At 46.4% G+C, this 19891-nt stretch carries 19 protein-coding genes; 7 read left to right on the plus strand and 12 right to left on the minus strand.

Going from position 1 to position 19891, the window contains the following annotated elements; genetic code table 11:
• Positions 1 to 14: 14 nt before the first annotated feature.
• Complete coding sequence (gene chrA, locus ACFQ1X_RS00215; protein ID WP_144841061.1) at positions 15 to 1184, minus strand: chromate efflux transporter; 1170 nt, start codon at positions 1182 to 1184, stop codon at positions 15 to 17.
• Between the two features lie 197 nt (positions 1185 to 1381).
• Between chrA and ACFQ1X_RS00220 the strand changes: the two genes are divergently transcribed.
• From ACFQ1X_RS00220 to ACFQ1X_RS00230, 3 genes are all read left to right on the plus strand, one after another.
• Positions 1382 to 2698, plus strand: a complete 1317-nt coding sequence (locus ACFQ1X_RS00220) for a hemolysin family protein (protein WP_379080864.1) — start codon at positions 1382 to 1384, stop codon at positions 2696 to 2698.
• Positions 2699 to 2763: 65 nt separating this feature from the next.
• A complete protein-coding gene (locus ACFQ1X_RS00225) occupies positions 2764 to 3666 on the plus strand; it encodes a cation diffusion facilitator family transporter (RefSeq protein ID WP_144841060.1) in 903 nt (300 codons plus the stop codon).
• Positions 3667 to 3669: 3 nt separating this feature from the next.
• Positions 3670 to 4239: a hypothetical protein gene (locus ACFQ1X_RS00230; protein WP_144841059.1), complete on the plus strand. Its 570-nt coding sequence runs from the start codon at positions 3670 to 3672 to the stop codon at positions 4237 to 4239.
• A 44-nt stretch (positions 4240 to 4283) separates the two neighbouring features.
• On the opposite strand, the gene ACFQ1X_RS00235 is transcribed toward ACFQ1X_RS00230, so the two are convergent.
• From ACFQ1X_RS00235 to ACFQ1X_RS00250, 4 genes are all read right to left on the minus strand, one after another.
• Positions 4284 to 5333 carry a mechanosensitive ion channel family protein gene (locus ACFQ1X_RS00235; protein WP_144841058.1) on the minus strand — a complete coding sequence of 350 codons (1050 nt, stop codon included), beginning with the start codon at positions 5331 to 5333 and terminating at the stop codon, positions 4284 to 4286.
• A gap of 40 nt (positions 5334 to 5373) precedes the next feature.
• The gene (locus ACFQ1X_RS00240) at positions 5374 to 6672 is read right to left on the minus strand and encodes a DUF2254 domain-containing protein (protein WP_144841057.1); all 1299 of its coding nucleotides are present in this window, start codon (positions 6670 to 6672) and stop codon (positions 5374 to 5376) included.
• Positions 6673 to 6882: 210 nt separating this feature from the next.
• On the minus strand, positions 6883 to 7947 hold the full coding sequence (locus ACFQ1X_RS00245; RefSeq protein ID WP_144841056.1) for a phosphotransferase family protein: 1065 nt from the start codon (positions 7945 to 7947) through the stop codon (positions 6883 to 6885).
• Between the two features lie 15 nt (positions 7948 to 7962).
• Positions 7963 to 9171, minus strand: a complete 1209-nt coding sequence (locus ACFQ1X_RS00250; RefSeq protein WP_144841055.1) for an acyl-CoA dehydrogenase — start codon at positions 9169 to 9171, stop codon at positions 7963 to 7965.
• A 369-nt stretch (positions 9172 to 9540) separates the two neighbouring features.
• On the opposite strand from ACFQ1X_RS00250, the gene rsgA reads away from it, so the two are divergent.
• Positions 9541 to 10596 carry a ribosome small subunit-dependent GTPase A gene (gene rsgA / locus ACFQ1X_RS00255; protein WP_144841054.1) on the plus strand — a complete coding sequence of 352 codons (1056 nt, stop codon included), beginning with the start codon at positions 9541 to 9543 and terminating at the stop codon, positions 10594 to 10596.
• A 48-nt stretch (positions 10597 to 10644) separates the two neighbouring features.
• Here the strand turns inward: rsgA and ACFQ1X_RS00260 are convergent, their stop codons facing one another.
• From ACFQ1X_RS00260 to ACFQ1X_RS00275, 4 genes are all read right to left on the minus strand, one after another.
• On the minus strand, positions 10645 to 11286 hold the full coding sequence (locus ACFQ1X_RS00260; RefSeq protein WP_144841053.1) for a response regulator: 642 nt from the start codon (positions 11284 to 11286) through the stop codon (positions 10645 to 10647).
• A gap of 14 nt (positions 11287 to 11300) precedes the next feature.
• A complete protein-coding gene (locus ACFQ1X_RS00265) occupies positions 11301 to 12416 on the minus strand; it encodes a GAF domain-containing sensor histidine kinase (protein ID WP_144841052.1) in 1116 nt (371 codons plus the stop codon).
• A gap of 102 nt (positions 12417 to 12518) precedes the next feature.
• Complete coding sequence (locus ACFQ1X_RS00270) at positions 12519 to 14222, minus strand: phospho-sugar mutase (RefSeq protein WP_144841051.1); 1704 nt, start codon at positions 14220 to 14222, stop codon at positions 12519 to 12521.
• A 123-nt stretch (positions 14223 to 14345) separates the two neighbouring features.
• On the minus strand, positions 14346 to 15890 hold the full coding sequence (locus tag ACFQ1X_RS00275) for a GNAT family N-acetyltransferase (RefSeq protein WP_144841050.1): 1545 nt from the start codon (positions 15888 to 15890) through the stop codon (positions 14346 to 14348).
• Between the two features lie 131 nt (positions 15891 to 16021).
• On the opposite strand from ACFQ1X_RS00275, the gene ACFQ1X_RS00280 reads away from it, so the two are divergent.
• The 3 genes from ACFQ1X_RS00280 to ACFQ1X_RS00290 are packed head-to-tail and all read left to right on the plus strand — an operon-like array spanning position 16022 to position 17820.
• Positions 16022 to 16447: a disulfide oxidoreductase gene (locus ACFQ1X_RS00280; RefSeq protein WP_144841049.1), complete on the plus strand. Its 426-nt coding sequence runs from the start codon at positions 16022 to 16024 to the stop codon at positions 16445 to 16447.
• A gap of 1 nt (position 16448) precedes the next feature.
• On the plus strand, positions 16449 to 16919 hold the full coding sequence (locus ACFQ1X_RS00285; RefSeq protein ID WP_144841048.1) for a thioredoxin family protein: 471 nt from the start codon (positions 16449 to 16451) through the stop codon (positions 16917 to 16919).
• Positions 16920 to 16974: 55 nt separating this feature from the next.
• Positions 16975 to 17820 carry an RluA family pseudouridine synthase gene (locus ACFQ1X_RS00290; RefSeq protein ID WP_144841047.1) on the plus strand — a complete coding sequence of 282 codons (846 nt, stop codon included), beginning with the start codon at positions 16975 to 16977 and terminating at the stop codon, positions 17818 to 17820.
• Positions 17821 to 17857: 37 nt separating this feature from the next.
• Here ACFQ1X_RS00290 and ACFQ1X_RS00295 read toward each other — a convergent pair whose 3' ends face one another.
• The 3 genes from ACFQ1X_RS00295 to trmL all read right to left on the minus strand — a co-directional run bounded on the left by ACFQ1X_RS00295 (position 17858) and on the right by trmL (position 19888).
• Complete coding sequence (locus tag ACFQ1X_RS00295) at positions 17858 to 18688, minus strand: aldo/keto reductase (protein WP_144841046.1); 831 nt, start codon at positions 18686 to 18688, stop codon at positions 17858 to 17860.
• A 93-nt stretch (positions 18689 to 18781) separates the two neighbouring features.
• A complete protein-coding gene (locus ACFQ1X_RS00300) occupies positions 18782 to 19081 on the minus strand; it encodes a hypothetical protein (protein WP_144841092.1) in 300 nt (99 codons plus the stop codon).
• Between the two features lie 333 nt (positions 19082 to 19414).
• Complete coding sequence (gene trmL / locus ACFQ1X_RS00305; protein ID WP_144841045.1) at positions 19415 to 19888, minus strand: tRNA (uridine(34)/cytosine(34)/5-carboxymethylaminomethyluridine(34)-2'-O)-methyltransferase TrmL; 474 nt, start codon at positions 19886 to 19888, stop codon at positions 19415 to 19417.
• Positions 19889 to 19891: the final 3 nt, after the last annotated feature.

Consider the following 19891-nt stretch of genomic DNA (forward strand, 5'->3'; position numbering starts at 1 on the left):
CATCTTCCTTTCATCTATAGGAATGCATACATTGCAGCCCCTAAAATTGCCGTTATCAAAACGACAATCCAAGGTGCGAGTTTAAAATAGACTAACATGGCAAAAGCAATTATCGCAACGGCAAAGTCGGCGGGCCGTTGAATCGCTGACACAAACACAGGATCGTATAAAGCAGCAAGCAAAATACCCACTACCGCCGCATTTACTCCTTTCAATGCAGCCTGCACGCCAGGTTTGGTCCGAATGACACTCCAGAACGGCAAAGTGCCGATGACCAGCAGAAATGAAGGCAGGAACATGGCAAAGACTGCGATTATGACGCCCCAGCCGCTGCCCATCAATTGGCCCAGATATGCCGACAGCGTAAAGAGTGGACCGGGTACTGCCTGCGCAGCTCCGTATCCGGCGATGAAAGTATCGGCATCCATAAAGCCCGGGACGACTTCCCGTTCAAGCATCGGCAGCACGACGTGGCCACCGCCGAAAACGATTGATCCGACGCGGTAAAAAATATCAAAAATTGCGTAGTAGCCAGATTCGATCAAAGGCCGCAATAACGGCAGCCCGATTAATAATCCGGCGAAGATCGTCCATGCGGCTATTCCGGTCTTCCTGCCGAAAGTCAGTGCCAGCTTGACAGCTTCCGGCGCTTTTTCATTGCGGTAGATGAAGTAGCCGATTAATGCAGCCACAACGATGACGCCGATTTGCGCCCACGCGGTCGGCACGAGCAGAATTGCCGCCGCCGATAGCACAGCGATGGCAATCCGTTGCCGATCCGGTGCCAGTGATTTTCCCATGCCGAGCAATGCATGGGCTACGACGGCCACTGCTACGATTTTCAACCCTTGGATCCAGCCGGCATCAAATGATGCTCCCGAAATAAACATTGCAAACAACGCCAGTATGAGAACCGAAGGCATCGTGAAACCGAACCAGGACAGGAATCCCCCGAGAATTCCTCCCCGCAGCATGCCGATGGAAATGCCGACCTGTGAACTGGCCGGACCTGGAAGGAATTGGCATAAGGCGACCAAATCGGCATAAGCCTTGTCATCCAGCCACTTTCTTTTCTCTACATATTCATCCCGAAAATAACCGAGATGGGCAGTCGGCCCGCCAAATGAGGTCAAGCCCAATTTGGTCGAAGCTTTTAAAATTTCCACGTATTTATTCTGTGCCATTGGAGTCTCTCCTTTTTTTGTCTGTACTTAAGGATAACCGATTGCTTATGTGAGTTAAATTACAACTATGTAAATATTATTTGCGGAATTGTTTGTCTTTTTATTTTCCTTCCCGTATCATTAAATTACTTTATATTTCTCCAGGAGGTGCAGACTTTGTTTCACTCTTCTTTTTTTGACTGAAACAAAGGAATTATTTGGATATAGCCATACAATTGATTGCCTTTTTCTTGCTGATCTGTTCAGCAGCTTTTTTTTCGGCAAGTGAATATGCCATTGTAAAAGTCCGCAGAAGCCGGATTGACGAGTTGTTGGAAGAAGGCCATAGCAATGCGCCTGCAGCAGAACGCATCGTGAAAAATGTGGACGAATATTTATCCGCCTGCCAGATCGGCATCATGATTTCTGTACTGGGCCTTGGCTGGTTGGGCCACGCAGCGGTCGTCGACATTATTGCCCCATTGATGACAAATCTGGAGTTGCCGAAATCGGTTGCCGGCTTTTTGGCATTCCTGATTTCCTTTTTCATTGTATTGACACTGTTGACCATCGTTGGTGAGCTGGTGCCAAAAACAATCGCCATCCATCAGGCGGAAAAAATCACGCTTGCAATAGCCAAACCGCTGATAGTGGCTTATAAGCTGATGTATGCGTTAATATGGATTTTTCATAAATTAACTAAAATGATCGTAGGCTGGTTCGGCATCAGCCAGATTTCCCGATCGGATATCGGACATACCGAGGAAGACCTGAAAATCATACTTGCTGACAGCTTGCGGAGCGGTGAAATCAATTCTTCCGAGTTTGCTTTCGTCAATAAAATTTTTGAATTCGATGAACGCATCGCCAAGGAAGTGATGGTTCCGAGAACCGAGATGAAGATCATCGAAAAAGATCTCACCTTGAAGCAAGTATTAGAAATAGCCGGAATGGAGCAATTCACCCGTTATCCGGTCATCGATGGTGACAAAGATCATATTATCGGTGTCCTGAATATGAAATATCTGCTGACAGCGTATATCAGGAATCCCCTCAATGGCGACAAATCCGTGGAAAACTTTGTTCTTCCTGTTATCCAGGTCATCGACACAATGCCGCTGAGTGAATTATTACTGAAAATTCAACGGGAACGGATACATATGGCAATACTAAGGGATGAATATGGTGGCACATCCGGCCTTGTCACAATTGAAGACATCATTGAAGAGATTGTTGGTGACATCCAGGATGAATTCGATATTGAAGAAGTCCCCGAGGTCCAACAAATCAGCGATGACCATTATATTTTCAGCGCGAGGATGCTGATTGAAAGCATTAATGATATACTGGAAATAGAAATTGATGAAGAAGATATCGATACGATCGGCGGCTGGCTCATGAGCAAGAATTTTGATGCCATTCCCGGAGAAAAGATAATTGAACAGGGCTTTGAGTTTCAAATCAAAGAAGTGGATGGCCATCACATCCTTTATATCGAAGTCCGGAAAATTGATGAAACCGAACAGGATGAATAGCAAAAGCGACTCTCATGCGGGGGTCGTTTTCACTTTGTTTGGAAGATTTGGAGGAAGGAAACTTTATGGAGTTATACACAAATTTGCGCCGCGGGGAAAAAGGCGCCTGGCTGAGCATTGGTGCTTATGTATTCCTCAGCACCTTGAAACTGGTATTCGGTTTTGCCGGTTCGTCGGAAGCATTGAAAGCCGATGGTCTGAATAATTTGACTGATATCATCGCTTCAGTTGCCGTATTGGTCGGATTGCGGATTTCTCAAAAACCACCGGATGACAATCATCATTATGGCCATCTGCGGGCTGAAACGGTCGCTTCCCTTTTGGCTTCTTTCATCATGGCCGTCATTGGTTTGCAGGTTCTTCTTGGTGCCGGACGTAATTTTTTCTCTCCCAGTGAACAGACCGAGCCTTCTCTATACACTGCGGGAATTGCTTTCTTTTCGGCAATCGTCATGTACGCTGTTTACCGTTACAACTTAAAATTGAGCCGGGAAATCAACAGCACTGCTGTTGCAGCAGCAGCTTATGACAACCGCTCGGATGCACTTGTCAGTATCGGTGCGGGAATTGGCATACTTGGCGCCATTCTTGGTGCACCGGTCATTGATGTCATAACAGCATTTATCGTCGGGCTGATCATATTGAAAACGGCTTTGGACATCTTCAAAGAATCAGTGATGACACTCACCGACGCCTTCAATGAAGACGAACTTGAAACTTTATCAGCCATCATCAGAAAAGTGCCCGGTGTCCGGAAGTTGAGCGATTTTAAAGGACGCCATCATGGCAACGTCATGTTTGTGGATCTGACAATCGAAGTGGATCCTATGCTGAATGTAACTGAAAGCCACTGGATAACGGAAGAAATTGAAAGAAAAGTAAAAAAAACGAAACCAAATTGTGTTGTACTCGTACATATAGAGCCGGACTATTCTGATTATGAAGACCCGGAGAAGAAGGAGGATTAAATTATGTTCGATTTTATTGATCAAAAGAAAGTAGTGTATATTACATTCTCAGTCATCTTATTTATTTCTGCCATAATTGCACCAATTGGAGTTTTTTATCCAATTAAGTCAATGTTCATCACACCTGCTGCCTATGAAATTGGTACCTCTTCCATTTCGATGATTACCGGAGGTATCGGCCTTGCACTCCTGGCATGCGGTTTGGTTGTTTTGGCTACAATGGAGCAGCGAGTGAAGAAATACGGAGCAGCTTTTATATTATTCGTTGTGGGAATAGCTGGAGTAAGCTTTTCACTGACCGATTATTATTACATAACTTCAGAAAACTTCGTTCACAACGCCCCTTTTGCTTTAACATCCGAAAAATACGAATGGACGGATTTTGAAAAAGTGGAGGAACGGATCATCAAAGAAAACGGGGTCACCAAGGTGAATGCCGTGACTTTCTATATGAAAGATGGCACCGTGCTTGATATGAAGGCAGGAGCGATTCTATCGATGACCGGCACCATTAAAAATAGCGTGGAGCGGTCAGGCGGCAACGTCGAACGGATTCAGGAAGATGAAGTGTAAATTTTAAAGCCCCTTGCCTAAATTTAGGCAAGGGGCTTACTTATTTATAGTGGGTGGGCTGCCAATTCAATATCATTTTCGAAGAACAAGCCGGCAATCGAATGGCGAACCCTGCTTTCGAGCTGCTCCTTCATCTGGACATCGGTTACATGCACTTCCACCTGAAAATCCAAAGCGGAATTTCGGAAACCGATGAATCTGATATCGGGCTGTTGATCCTCCGGAACACCGTCCATGGCCGCAATTTCTTTTTGTGCAGCATCACAGATTAATTTTTCGACTTTCGCGGTATCGCTGCCATATGCGACACTGACCTCCACCCTTGCAAACAATTCAGCACTGGAACGATTTTTGACAATTTGCTCGATGAAATATTGGTTCGGCACAACAAGCGTCCCGTCTTTTAACGTTTCGACGACAGTCGACCTCAATTTAATCCGCTTAATCTTACCTATTTTATTGTCGATTTCGACCATTTCCCCGACTTCCATCGGACGTTCAAAAAGAATGATGATGCCTGACACGAAGTTCGCGGCAATATTGCGCACACCGAAACCGATACCAATGCCAAGGACACTGAAAACGACACCGAGTGCAGTGAGGTCAAGGCCAACCGTAGTGAAACTCAATGCCAGCGCGAGGAACATCACCGTATAATAGATCAGCCGATTGATGGTGAAGCTCAAACCGACATCTATATCAAATTGCTCGTAAATAAACGGCATAACGTGGCGGTTGAATGTTTTAATGATGCGGCTGGCAAAAGTCACAATCATGATGACCACGACGATCAGGAACACAGTCACTTCAACGCCGTCTGTCTCATAAAAGGGATGGGTCAGCCATCTTTCCTTCCAGAAATAAAATAAGAACAGAATAATGGAACTGTAGAAGGCCAGCCAGTTCAGGATGGCTTCGATGATCGGTATGAATCTTTTCTTGTGTGATGTTCGTTTCAATATCGTTTTTACGATCCACTCAATTGCCAGTTTGACGACAAAAATCAGGGAAAGATACACAAAAAACATGAAAAACTCCTGAACTGACAATTCTTTCAGCACTTCTACACCCCTGAAGGTTTGGCCATTCTCCATGATCCCCCTCCTTCCTTTTGCCTGATAAAAGTAAAATCAATCATGTTTCATTCATCATCAGATTGATGGAAGACTGTCCGAGCTGATCGGAAAGACTGTCCACTTTATTCTGCAGAAATTTACGGTCAAGTGACTTCAGCTGCGCAGAATTGATTCCTTCCAGGACGTATAATTGGATGTTCCACAAATCGCCGTAGCGGCTGGAAGGCGTCGATTCAGCGGCTACAATCAAAGAATCCGTGATCGCCGACAGCACGGAGATGTCATACTTGCCATAATAGGCAAGCTGATAATAGATTTGGTAGAGAATCTCTTCGAACACCGGCAATGGATACAGCACGCGTCCATTTCCCTCCTGGTCAGTGAATACCAAGCCGCCTGTATGAAGATTTCCGATTTTTCCAAGCAGATTGCCGAGGCGGAGAATAATATCATTTGCCGTGTTTGGGTCATTAATGCCCGGCGATATTGCCCGCAATGCAATTTCCACCAGTTTCTGCATAGCGAATTCAATATCCTGTTCCGAAGTCCGCTCTTCCCCGATAACAAAAAATTCATCAACCGGAAATTCTACAGAATCTGCCATATAAATATTTACCAATGGTTTATTTTCATGGACATATTCACCGATACAAGTCACCACTTCAATTTCCAAGTTCTTTTTTTCAGCAAACTTCAGCAGTTTTTCAAAATAGATGTAGCCGATAAAGCCTGCTTTCCCTGCCATGACTGTCCTTTTGATGCCATCAGGTTTCCAGCCAATCGCGGGACCGACAGCTTTAGATTCGAGTTCTTCGAATTTCCCTACCACACGCTCTGTATCTTCCACCAATTCGATTACCAATTTTCCTACCTGAACCGTGGTGGAAATATGGTGGATAAAATAAGCGAATGTTGCCAGACAAAAGAACGCGATCACGATGCCGACAAAAGTGGAGATTACATCATGACTGTATAGATGTGCTCTCATAAACAACAGCGATAAGGTATTATAAATGAAACCGCCAAGAAATACGCCCAGCACTCTCCATGTCAGCCGGTCATGGACGAAATTCTTTAAAGTCCTTGGTGAGAATTGAGAAGAGTACATCGTCAGCACGACGAGAATAGTGGAAAATGTGAAAGTAGTCATTGTCAGTAAAGCACCGGACAAACTCCCCATGATTGTTTTCGCCAAATCCACGTTTGTCAGGAGTATTGAAGGTATATATTCACTCAACTCATCGATCCAATGCAAATCGACATAAAAGAACAGAATAGATAACACCACCGCAATAATACTGTACACAGCGGGAGTCACCCATAACTTCTCTTTAATCCAAAACGCAAAATTTTTCATATCTCTGTTCCCCCTCGTTATCCCTATAACGAATATTTCCCCTGTCGCAGCGTATGACAAACTCTTCATTGCACTATTATTCATGAGTGGTATTTCTTAGACCAAAAAAAGCTTCCGGTTGGCGGAAGCTTTTTATTGATCAGTTATTGGAATTTTTCTGGGCACTCAGTTCAAAAAAGAGACTTTTTTTCAGGAACCATTCCCTTTCCACTATTTTGTGGCTGTTCCAAGTGCATAGCGGATGAGGCTTTTGACGAATCGGTCAAAATGCGCAAACCGCGGATCCTGTGTCTGTCCGTTTTTATAACGGTAATAAATCTGCTGGACGATGACTGCCAACTTGAAGTACGCAAAGGTCAGGTAAAAATCGATTTGTGAGACGTCACGGCCGCTTTTTTCAGCATAGCTGCGAATAAATTCTTCCCGTGTGAAAAATCCTTCATTGACAGTGACAGAAGGTTTGCCCATTCCGAATTTCAGAAGTTCCGGATCATCCGCTTGTATCCAGTAACTCATCGCGGCTCCCAGATCTGCCAGCGGATCGCCGACAGTCGTCATTTCCCAATCAAACAAGCCTGTTATTTGAGAAAAATCTTCGCTGAACATAGCGTTATTCAACTTAAAATCGTAATGAATAATGGTCGGTTCCTGAGATTCGGGAATATGATCCATCATCCATTGTTTCAAATTTTCAAGCCCATCGATTTCATCTGTTTTGGCTCGTTCATAACGTCCGATCCAACCGCTGACCTGCCGCTCCATGAAGCCTTCTGGTTTTGCCATTTCGGCAAGCGCAGTTTGGTAAGGATCGATGGCATGCAGTTCCACCAGGGTATCAACCATTTTTTCTGAAATTTTTCTGCCGATTTCAGCTGTTACTTCCATACCATCCGGAAATTCCGTGTCCAAAACAATTCCATGGCGCCTTTCCATGACAAAAAAAGGACTGCCGGCAATTGATAGATCTTCGGAATACACATATGGCTTTGGCGCAGAAGGAAAAACTGGCGCCAGCGACTGCAGAATCCTGAATTCCCGTTCCATATCATGCGCTTTCGGGGCAACCGGTCCGAGAGGCGGTTTTCTGAGAACCCCTTCCCATTCACCGATTTTCAAGGCGTAGGTCAAATTGGAATGCCCTGCTCCGAATTGACGGATTTCCAGCTCTCCCTCAGGCAATCCATCAATTGAAGCCTTCAAAAATTGTTGCAGCTTAGCCTTATCGATCTCTTCTCCTTCTCTTACAGGAATTGTAGCAGCTTCAAAATCTCTCATCGTTTTCCCTCCCCTTTATTGATATTTTTTTAATTCCAGTTTGGCAATCTGGTTGCGATGGACTTCGTCCGGACCATCCGCCAGCCGCAGTGTTCTCGCATTTGCCCATTGTGCCGCCAAGGTGAAATCGTTGCTGACACCTGCTGCGCCAAATGCCTGGATGGCACGGTCAATAACCCTCAGCGCCATACTCGGTGCTGTAACTTTGATCATGGCAATTTCCGCTTTCGCTTCTTTATTGCCGACGGTGTCCATCATATACGCGGCTTTCAGTGTCAGTAGACGTGCCTGTTCAATATCAATGCGCGAATCGGCAATCCATTCACGGATGACCCCCTGGTTCGCCAGCGGCTTGCCGAACGGCGACCTTTCCTGAACACGCATACACATTTCTTCCAGCGCGCGTTCTGCCGCTCCGATCAAACGCATGCAATGATGGATTCTGCCGGGTCCCAGCCTGCCCTGTGCGATAGCAAAGCCTTTGCCTTCCCCCCAGATTATATTCCCTGCAGGAACGCGGACATTGTCAAAATTGATTTCTGCATGGCCATGTGGTGCGTGGTCATAACCGAATACCGGCAGCATCCGTTCAATCGTTACGCCCGCTGTGTCCAAAGGTACCAGAATCATTGACTGCTGTTCATATCTGGATGCATCCGAATCGTTCTTGCCCATGACGATGGCGATTTTGCAGCGCGGATCGCCCGCTCCCGAAGACCACCATTTGCGACCGTTGACGATATAGTCATCACCATCTTTTATGATTGTTGCTGATATATTCGTCGCATCACTCGATGCGGCGTCCGGTTCCGTCATTGAAAAGCATGAGCGAATCTGCCCGTCCAAGAGCGGTTCGAGCCATTTTGACTTCTGCTCTTCCGTGCCGTAACGCACCAGTACTTCCATATTGCCGGTGTCCGGCGCGCCGCAATTGAACACTTCGGGTCCAATCAGCGACCTGCCCATAATTTCACACAGTGGCGCATATTCCTGGTTGCTGAGCCCTGCCCCATACTCACTGTCCGGCAGAAACAGATTCCACAGTCCCTGCTCCTTCGCTTTCTGCTTAAGCTCTTCCATTACCGGCGGCACCTCCGTCCAGCGGTTCTGCTGCTCGTTCAATTGCTGTTCATATACCTTTTCATTCGGATAAACATGCTCTTCCATAAAGTTGGTCAAACGCTGCTGCAGTTCTTGAGTTTTTGGCGAATAGGAAAAATCCAAAATTTGTTCCACCTTTCTTTATACTGACCAGTTGGTATGTTCAGAATATTAATTTAATGGTAGCGTTTCTTTTGGTTGTTTGCAAGGGACCACCATTCTTTTTCCGAATTCCCGCAATAATTTGAATCGCGAATAAAAAAGCATTGACCATTTCTGCTTAATCCGGTATCTTAAAGATAACTTGAGGAAAGAGGTGGGGTATTATGGCTATTCTATTCATTGCACGCAAACAGCAAATCCAGTCTATCGTATCCCGCTCCGTGTATCGCTGACGATACGCTTCTTCCATTATGCCCGGGAACCATGGACTGCGATTTGCACGACGCATCCATGGTTTTTTATTATGCATAAAAATTGGAGGAACTCAAATTGACAATTATTGAAAATTACGGCTGGAATGAAAAGTGGCAGGAAAAAATCGAAACAAACGGAGTAACCGGACGTGTGGTGCTCGAACATAAAAATCTTTACCGCGTGATAACAGACCAGGGGGAATGGCTGAGTTCCCTGGCCGGGAAATTTACACACAGTCACTCTAAGAAGGAATTTCCTTGTGTCGGCGACTGGGTCGTTGTGGAGAAAATGCCGGGCGAAGAAAAAGGCATTATCCATCAGGTCCTTCCCCGCATCTCCAGCTTCTCAAGAGGAGCGGCAGGTGAAACGTCCGATATCCAAACAATCGCTGTCAATGTGGACTACGCATTTCTTGTGATGTCGCTGAACCATGATTTTAATGTCCGGCGGCTTGAACGTTACCTGCTGGCCACATGGGATTCGGGTGCCAACCCGATAGTCGTCCTGACGAAAAGGGATCAGTGTGAAAATATCGAGCCTTACCTGAAAGAAGTGGATTCGGTTGCCTTCGGGGTTCCGGTCCATGCCGTTTCAAGTGTCACACTGGAAGGAATCGACGAGCTGCAAAACGTTCTGGCCGGCTCCAAAACTGGCGCGCTGCTCGGCTCTTCCGGCGTCGGCAAATCGTCTCTGATCAATGCGCTTGCCGGAACCGAACTGATGGCGGTCCAGGAAATCCGGGAAGACGACAGCAAAGGCCGCCATACAACCACACACCGCGAAATGGTGTTATTGCCGACTGGCGGATTGCTGATCGACACGCCTGGAATGCGGGAATTTCAGCTGGGCGACTATTCCGAAGGAGTCGAAACAGGATTTTCGGATGTTGAAACGCTCGCAGAAACTTGCCGTTTCCGTGATTGTGCACATGGCAATGAACCCGGCTGCGCTATCCGGGAAGCACTCGAAACCGGTGAACTGCAGCCAGACCGATTCCGCAGTTACGTTAAACTGAAACGGGAACTTGCCCATATGGAACGAAAAAGTGATCTTGCCGCACAAAAATCGGCACGTTCAAAATGGAAGCAGATTACAAAAGATTCGCGGAAACGTCCGGTCAAAAAACGATAAATTCAAAAAGAGGCAGAACCGCAATCAATGCGGTCCGCCTCTTCTTTATTATTCAATCCCGGCCTCAGTCAATCCATGTTTGACTGCATATAATGCCGCCTGGGTACGGTCCTGGACTTCCAGTTTCGCGAAGATATTCGAGATATGCGTTTTAACTGTTTTCTCGGTCACGTACAACGCGGACGCAATTTCACGATTGCTTTTCCCTTTTGTCAGTTCCGCCAGCACTTCTTTTTCCCTCGGCGTCAAATAGTTTACCGTATGCGGTGCAGGTGCTGCCGGTCCTTTCATCAATTCAGAGGACGCTTTTGGGTGAAGCGTGTTTTCTCCTCTCATTAAACTTCGCAGCGACTCCACCAGTTCATCGGGTTCGATATCTTTCAGTTGATAGCCTGCCGCTCCCGCTTCGATCGCCGGCACGACGTGGTCGCGGTCTGAAAAGCTGGTCAGCATCAGCACAATGATTTCCGGGTTTTTTTCTTTGATTTTCCGTGTGGCCTGAATGCCATCCATCACCGGCATCACTAAATCCATCAACACAATATCGGGCCTCAAACTTGCAGCCATGTCCACAGCTTCTTTGCCGTTAGAAGCTTCGCCCACCACTTCAATATCTTTCTGAGTCTTCAAAAAAAACAAAAGACCGCGTCTTACCACATGATGATCATCAGCTATTAACACTCTCATCAAACTGAGCCCCTTTTCTAATAAGGAATTCTTACAAGGATCTCTGTCCCTTTATCCATTTCACTGGACCATTCGACCGTTCCGCCTTCCGATTTCGCCCGTTCTTTCATGCTCAGCATGCCGATGGAAGGAATCGTATGATTTTCATCCATAATGAAACCTCTGCCATCATCCTTCAGAACCAACAGCACATCTGTCGAGGTTACAGACAGGAACAACTGACCGTGGTCGGTTCCTGCATGTTTCCGAATATTGTTCAGCGCTTCCTGGGCAATGCGGAATAAGGTTTCTTCCGTTCTGGAAGGAAGCTGGATCACGCCGTTCACTTTCGTCTCCAGTTCCAAACCAAGCATATCCGCATATCCTTTGATCCCTTCGAGCAAGCCGCTTTCCAGTCCCTTAGGCCGTAATTGCCAGATCAGCGCCCGCATTTCATTCAACGCTTCCTGTGTCAGGTGCTGAATATCACTGAACGTTTCCTTGATTATTGGATCACCTGACATTTCAACACCGCCTCTTGCCGTAAGCGTTACAGAAAACAGCAATTGATTGACTGAATCGTGCAGATCACGGGCAAGTCGGTTGCGTTCGGTCACCAGCGCCAATTCCTGTTCCTGTCTTGTCAGGCCGATGCGCTTGATGGCGGACCCGATCTGAAAGGCTACCGATTCCAGCAATGCCAACTCATCAGCTGAAAAGCGCTCTGTGTTTGGTGCAGCAATATTCAGCAGACCGAATTTCTCCAAACCGGATTGCAGAGGCACCGTTGCATGATGTGTAATCCTTCCGTGGTCTCCGGTCTTTTCCGAAATCGAATTTTCAATGCGCTGGCAGGCAATGATGTTGGAAGCTTTCTCCAAATCGCCATCATGATAACGTTTGACACACCAGCAACCGCCCTTTTGAAGGTGCCGGCAATCGTCCTCTTCGAGAGCGGTTGGCAGATTTTCCTGTGCCATGAGCCGGTGCTTACCTTCTTCATCAATAAAGAAAATCCACGCCGTTTCGAAATTCGAACCTTTCAACAGCTTCTTTATAGCACCGCCCAGCATCCGTTCCATATCCGTTTCTTCATTCAGCAATTCCGCAATCTCTTTCAGCAGAATCACATTGGAATGCTCACTCAGCATCATTTTCTTCACCTCATCACTATTACTTCAACCATACACGTATCCAGGTCCAATTCGCCTCATACTTTCGAATGAAAAAGCTCCCTGTTTCAGGGAGCCATTCATTTACCTATTATTCACTTCATGAAGGAATGATTCCTTGATCAATTCCAATTTTTCGTCGCATTGCTGTTCTGTATCCGCTTTGACACTGAAATAGAATTTGACCTTCGGTTCTGTTCCGCTTGGACGCAGGCATATCCATGAACCATCCTCCAGGAAATATTTCAAAACATTGGCCTGCGGCAATTGAATCTTTTCACTCTTGTCCAAATCAGTGAAAACCCGATTTTGAGTTTCGTAATCTTCTATTGAAGCAACCCGGATTCCTGCAATTGATTGGAGTGGAGTCTTGCGCATGCCGCTCAACAACGCCTGGATTTCTCTCGCACCATCCGCTCCTTTTTTCGTTACAGAAACCAGAGCTTCCCGGTACCAGCCGTGGCGATTATATAACTCGACCAGCACATCATGCAGATTCTTGCCTTGTGTCTTATAAAACGCTGCAGCTTCAACCAGAAGCAGCACCGCCTGTACCGCATCCTTGTCGCGGGCAAAATCACGGATCAGGTAACCATAACTTTCCTCATAGCCGAATAAAAACTCGAATTCCTTGCTGCTGTCGTTTGCCCGCAGCTTTTCTCCGATGAATTTAAAGCCCGTAAGCACGTCAACCGTATCGACTCCATATGCATCACTGACAGCGCGGCCGAATTCGGAAGTCACGATTGTCTTGAAAATACGGCCATTGTCAGGAAGCGTCCCCTTAGCTTTCTTCTGGCTTAAAAGATATTCGATCAGGATTGCGCCGGTCTGGTTGCCGGATAATAATTCATAATGGTCGCCGTTTGAAACGGCAATGCCCACACGGTCACCATCCGGATCTACCGCAATCAAAAGATCGGCGCCCGCCTTTTTGCCATATTCCTTTGCCAATTCGAATGCATCGCCTTCTTCGGGATTCGGTGATGCCACAGTCGGAAATTCCCCGTCCGGCTGCATCTGCTCTTCGACAAAACTGATTCCTGTGTATCCGGCTTCTTCCAGCAATCGTTTTACCGTTGCACCTGAAGCACCGTGAAGCGGGGTGAAAACTGCCTGAATCGGTAACGCATCCGGCTGTTCCCGGACAGTCAGCGCATTGGCAATGTAGGCTTGGTCCAACTTTTCATCCAATGTGACGAGCAATTCGGGTTTGAAACTTCCATTGGCAATAGTCAGTTCATTCTCCACATTGCTGACAAACTCAATGACCCGGTCGGCATCCTCAAGATTCAGCTGTGCTCCGTCTTCGCCGTATACTTTATAGCCGTTGTATTCCGGCGGATTGTGGCTCGCGGTAATAACCACTCCCATAAACGCATGAAGATAGCGGACACTGAATGACAATTGCGGAGTCGTGCGTGTACCGCTGTATAAATAAGCATGAATGCCATTTGAAGCAAAAGTTTTCGCTGCTTCTTCCGCGAATTCCGGTGACATGCGTCGGCTGTCGTAAGCAATGACGACCCCTCTTGCCATCGCCTCTTCACCATTCGATTTTATGTAATCAGCGATGCCTTGTGATGCTTTTCGCACAGTATAGACATTCATCCGGTTCGTGCCCGGACCGATTTCCCCGCGCATACCGCCAGTTCCAAAAGTGAGATCCTGATAAAATGCATCTTCTGCCATTTTCTCATCTTCACGCAACACGTTCAGCGAGCTCCGCGTCACTTCATCCAGATCCTCATGATCCAACCAGCGCTTAATCCGTTCTTTCCAATCCATAGAAATCCCTCCATTCGTAATTCGTGCATGTCAATCTTACTAATTCCAGTTTACCAAAAATGAAGAAAAAAAACCGCCTCCATCCGGAAGCGGTTCAGTAATTTCTTCATATATTGTGTAAACTTAATCTTTTTTGTATTCAACCCGGTAGACATCATGTCTGCGGTCTTTTAATTGTTTAACTGTGCCGTTCTGGCGCTGGCGTCTGAGAATTTCCAGATCGACGTCACCGATCAGAACCATTTCCAGGTTGGCATTGGTTTCTCCAACAATGCCGTCCCGGGCATATTCAAAATCAGAAGGTGCGAAAATTGCCGACTGTGCGTATTGGATATCCATATTTTCAGTCTGTGGCAAGTTGCCGACCGTACCGGAAATGACCGTATAGATCTGGTTTTCAACAGCACGTGCCTGTGCACAATAGCGGACGCGCAAGTAGCCTTGGCGATCTTCCGTACAGAATGGCGAGAAGATGATGTTCGCTCCCATATCTGTCGCGATGCGCGCAAGTTCCGGAAATTCGATATCATAGCAGATCTGAATAGCGATCTTTCCGCAATCCGTATCGAATACGCGGACAGAATCACCCGCAGAGATTCCCCACCATTTCCGTTCGTTCGGGGTGATGTGGATTTTGTATTGCTTGTCGATCGAACCGTCACGACGGAAAAGATAAGCGATATTGTAGATTTCATCGTCTTCTTCTTTTACAAAATGGGATCCGCCGATAATGTTGATGTTATAGCGGACAGCCAGATCGGTGAAAAGTTCGATGTATTGCGGTGTATATTCCGTCAGCTTCCGCACTGCCTGGCTCGGCGATGGTTCATTCAGGAACGACATCAGCTGAGTCGTGAAGATTTCAGGGAATACGACGAAATCGGAATGGGCGTCTGAGGCCACATCCACAAAGTATTCCACCTGGCTCGCCAGATCATCAAAAGATTCAATCGCGCGCATCAGATATTGCACCACACAGATGCGTACCGGAAGGCTCGTTTTGAAATGACGTTTGGAAATCGGTTTGTAATCGACGTTATTCCATTCCATCAGTGTTGCATATTTTCCGGAAGCTTTATCATCCTGCAGATAATTAGGGTTGATGCGCATCAATTGGAAACCATTCATTAATTGGAATGTAAGTACCGGGTCGTAAATTTTGTGGCGGGATACCGAATCCACGTATTCACGCGGCGACATTTCATCCGCATGTTTGTGGTAATTCGGAATCCGTCCGCCAATGATGATCGATTTCAGATTCAGTTCCCGCGCCAATTCCTTGCGGGCTTCATAGAGACGCTGCCCTACTTGCATACGGCGGTATTCGGGGTGCACCATCACTTCGATGCCGTACATATTGTAGCCGTCCTGGTTATGATTCGTTATATAACCGCCGTCGGTAACATCATCCCATGTATGCCGATCGTCGTATTCGTCGAAATTTATCAATAGGCTTGAACATGAGCCAATTACTGTTCCGTCCAGTTCTGCTACCAGCTGGCCTTGAGGGAACACGCCCAGATGGCTTCTTAATTGTTCTTCTTTCCATGGTTCCATTCCTGGAAAACATAAACGCTGCATTTCGAGAATGGCATTTATATCAGCATAATTCATCTCACGGATGATCATGCTTTTTTCAAAATTGGATAAATCGAATTGCTCTGCCATTGCTGCCACTCCTTCACAAAAGTATCACATCTTATTATATAGGATAAGCACAGTGGATAATATTATTTTACTTGCCCCAACTAAAGAATTATAATTCTATAGTAGCTATTTAACAAGAGAGGACCTAAGACATGACGAAAATACAAGAAAATCTTTTGCTGGGCATATGGGCAACTGCGCTGATTGCCACTGTCGGCTCTCTCTACTTTTCAGAGGTCCGCGGCTATATCCCATGTGAACTATGCTGGGTTCAACGGATTTTCATGTACCCACTGGTGATCATCATCGGCGTAGCCTATTTTCAGAAGAATGTCAGAATCGCTTTGACCTCATTGATCATTTCAGGTATCGGTGGCATGATTTCCCTGTATCATTACGGGATTCAGAAACTTTCCTTCCTATCCGATTCGGCCCCTTCGTGCGGATTGGTTCCCTGCACAAGCCAATATATCAATTACCTGGGATTTATCACCATTCCATTTTTAGCGCTTGTTGCATTTATCTTAATTGCTGGAATGAGCATCGTTTTGCTGAAATCATTGAAGGAGGAAAAATAAATTGAAAAAAATGCTTATCATCGGAGGCGTCGTACTCGCCATTTTTGCATTGATCATCGTGCTTACGCAAATGTCCAATAGCGAAAAACTGGCAGACAACCCTTATGACAAAGAAGATTTGGATCAGGCCACAATCGATCAACTGGATGATGAAAACTACCAGAACATCGTCCTGCCTGGTGAATTGGAAGAACAGATTGCCAGTGGAGAGCCGACTACGGTTTATTTCTTCAGCCCGACCTGCATCCATTGCCAAAATACTACCCCTATTCTGATGCCGGTTGCTGAAGATATGGATGTAGACGTATTGCAATACAATCTGCTAGAGTATAATCAAGGCGGACAGCAATATATGATCGAATCGACACCTACTCTTGTCCATTATGAAGATGGCGAAGAAGTAGCGCGCTGGGTTGGAGCGCAGCCAAAAGAGAATATTGAAGAGTTTTTCAGAGAAGTCGTTCAAAAATAAATGACAAGAGAGCCATGTGCATTGCGCATGCTCTTTTTTTATGGAGGCAATAGTAATGAGCTGGAATTATGAAATTAAAGATGACGGAATTACCGTCGAAGAATTACTTCGCACCGAATGGGGCCTTGGCAAAAAAGTTGTCCACGAATTGCGCATGGCCAAGTCCGTAAAAAACGATAAATTCCAGGAAGTCGTCTGGAAAGAACCACTGCCAAAAGGCACTATACTGCAATTCGATCTTCCAAAAGCGGACTCCCCTTATGAACCCAATCACGACATTGAATTGCCGGTGCTGTTCGAGGACGAACATTTCCTTATCGCCCGCAAACCTAAAGGCATGAACACCCACCCGAATGAAATCGGACAGAACGACACATTCATCAATGCCATCATCGGCCATATCATACGCGGTGGCGGTTCATACGGAGAACACGTTCACCGGCTCGATCAGGGAACTTCTGGTCTGCTGATGGTCGCGAAGCATCCGGTCGCGAAAAACATCCTTGACCGTATGCTCGAACAGAAACAGCTCGTCCGCGATTACGAAGCTGTCGTCAACGGGAAAGTCCACAACAAATCCGGCACCATCGATTTTGCCATAGGCCGTGACCGCCATCACCCCACGCGCCGCATGGTATCACCAACCGGACAAAGCGCAGTCACACATTATAAATTACTGCGCCATATGGAAGGCAAGTCGCTGCTGCAGCTTTCCCTTGAAACCGGCCGGACACACCAGATCCGCACCCATCTTTCCCATATTGGCCACCCGATCATCGGCGATGAATTATACGGCGGACCATCGACACAGGACGGCGCCTACCATCTTCATGCCTTCCGCATGTCATTCATCCATCCGTTCACCGATGAAAAAATTGTCGTTGAAGATACGGCAAGATAAAAAAGAAGTTCCCTTTTTCACAAGGGAACTTCTTTTCTTATGCTTTGATATCGTCCGGATTGGTGCCGGTTCGCCAGTCCTGGTTGAGGCCATCGATTGCTTTTATTTCTTCAGCGGCCAATGAGAAATCAAACACATCGGCATTTTCTACGATGCGAGACGGCGTTACTGATTTCGGTATAACGATGAGATCATGCTGAAGATGCCAGCGGATTATCACTTGTGCAATCGTCTTATCATGCCCCGCAGCTATTTCCGCAAGTACCGGATCTTCCAACAACCGGCCCCGCGCGAGTGGCGACCAGGATGTTACAGCAATTTCATGCTGTGCACAAAATGCCCGCAGCGGTTCCTGTGTCAATTGCGGGTGCAACTCAATCTGATTGACCATCGGTTTGGTATTCGCTGTTGCCAAAATTCGCTCCAGATGCGGCTGATGATGATTCGACACGCCGATTGCCCGCACGAGCTTTTCATCATACAAACGCTGGATGGCCCGGTATGTTTCTTCGTAGCTCCCCGGCACGGCCCAATGCGTCAAATACAAATCCAGATAATCAAACCCGAGCCGCTCCAGCGATGCTTCAAATGCACGCAGCGTCTGGTCATAACCCTGATCCGTATTCCACACTTTCGAAGTGATGAACAAGTCTTCCCGTTTCACGGCCGAGTTCCGCACCGCTTCTCCGACTTCCCGTTCATTTTCGTAAACAGTGGCCGTATCAATCGCCTTATAGCCGGCATCAATTGCCGTTATCATCGCGTTAACCGCCTTTTCCTGATCGGACATTTTATAAACACCGAGACCGAATCTCGGCATTTCTACACCATTATGTAATTTTTTAGTTGAATTTATATTTAATTCCATTTCCTCATCCTTTCTTCTTTCATTATACAAATCCGTCCGAATAAATTCGAATTTGAAGTTTGTCCAATAAAAAAACCGCCAGGAATGGCGGTTTTAAATGCGTGGACGGCTTGCAATAGCTGCGTTGATGAATAATACGATTGCGCTCAGTAAATGCAACGCCCAGCCAATCAGCGGAATCCAGGCCAGCAGGCTTGTGATCAAACCAATAATTGGACCTGATTTCGGCGAGTATTCGCGGAAACAGAAGAACAAAGTAACCGCATGCAGGACGAACATAAAGCCGAGTGCTGCATATCCTGTACTGATGACAAACGTACCACCGAGAAATGGAATGGCTAAAAATGCTTCCGCAATGGCAGAAATCCAGAGCAAAGCAGCGGAGATTTTCATTTTCATCGAAATCAACCTTTCCTTTAAGTTATTTTCACTACCTTAGTATACGAATGAAACGACGATTGGTTTCAAGAGATTCCGTATTCAATGGACAGAATTTCTCCATATTTCAGGAAGGACTTATATTTCATTTTTCCCGACTTTGGGCTATACTAAACAAAGATGCATATTTCAAGGAGGTCGTTATAAATGAACTTGATCCTTATTCTAGGCGTTTGTGTTGCGTTCCTGGCAGCAATTTTCACTGCCGGATACGACGACAAACCAGGCACTTTTGATAGAGACGATAACTAAGAAGAAGGCAGCGGAGATTTATTCCGCTGCCTTTTTTTATTCCAGCCCGGGATATCCCTGCTGGCGCAGCGCTTCATACATCAAAATCGCAGCTGTATTCGACAAATTCAGTGACCGGATATTGTCATTCATCGGAATGCGCAGGCAGTTATCAGGATTCGCCTCGAGCAGTTCAGCCGGCAAACCTTTCGTTTCCTGGCCGAAAACGAAGAAATGATCCTTCTCCTGATCCGAAAAATCGAATGTCGTATGGGGTTTCGAACCGAATTTTGTAATGTAATAAAAGCGTCCATCCGGAGAACTGTCAAACAGCTCCTGCATGGAATCATAATAGGTCAGATCGACATGCTCCCAATAATCCAGTCCGGCCCGCTTCAGCATTTTGTCATCCGTGGAAAATCCGAGCGGACGGATCAAATGCAATTTAACTCCGGTTCCTGCGCACGTCCGGGCAATGTTCCCCGTATTTGCCGGTATCAGCGGCTGATATAACACAATATTAATGGCCACTAT

Origin of the sequence: Metaplanococcus flavidus, from assembly GCF_042675885.1 — a bacterium.
Taxonomy (GTDB): Bacteria; Bacillota; Bacilli; order Bacillales_A; family Planococcaceae; genus Planococcus; species Planococcus flavidus.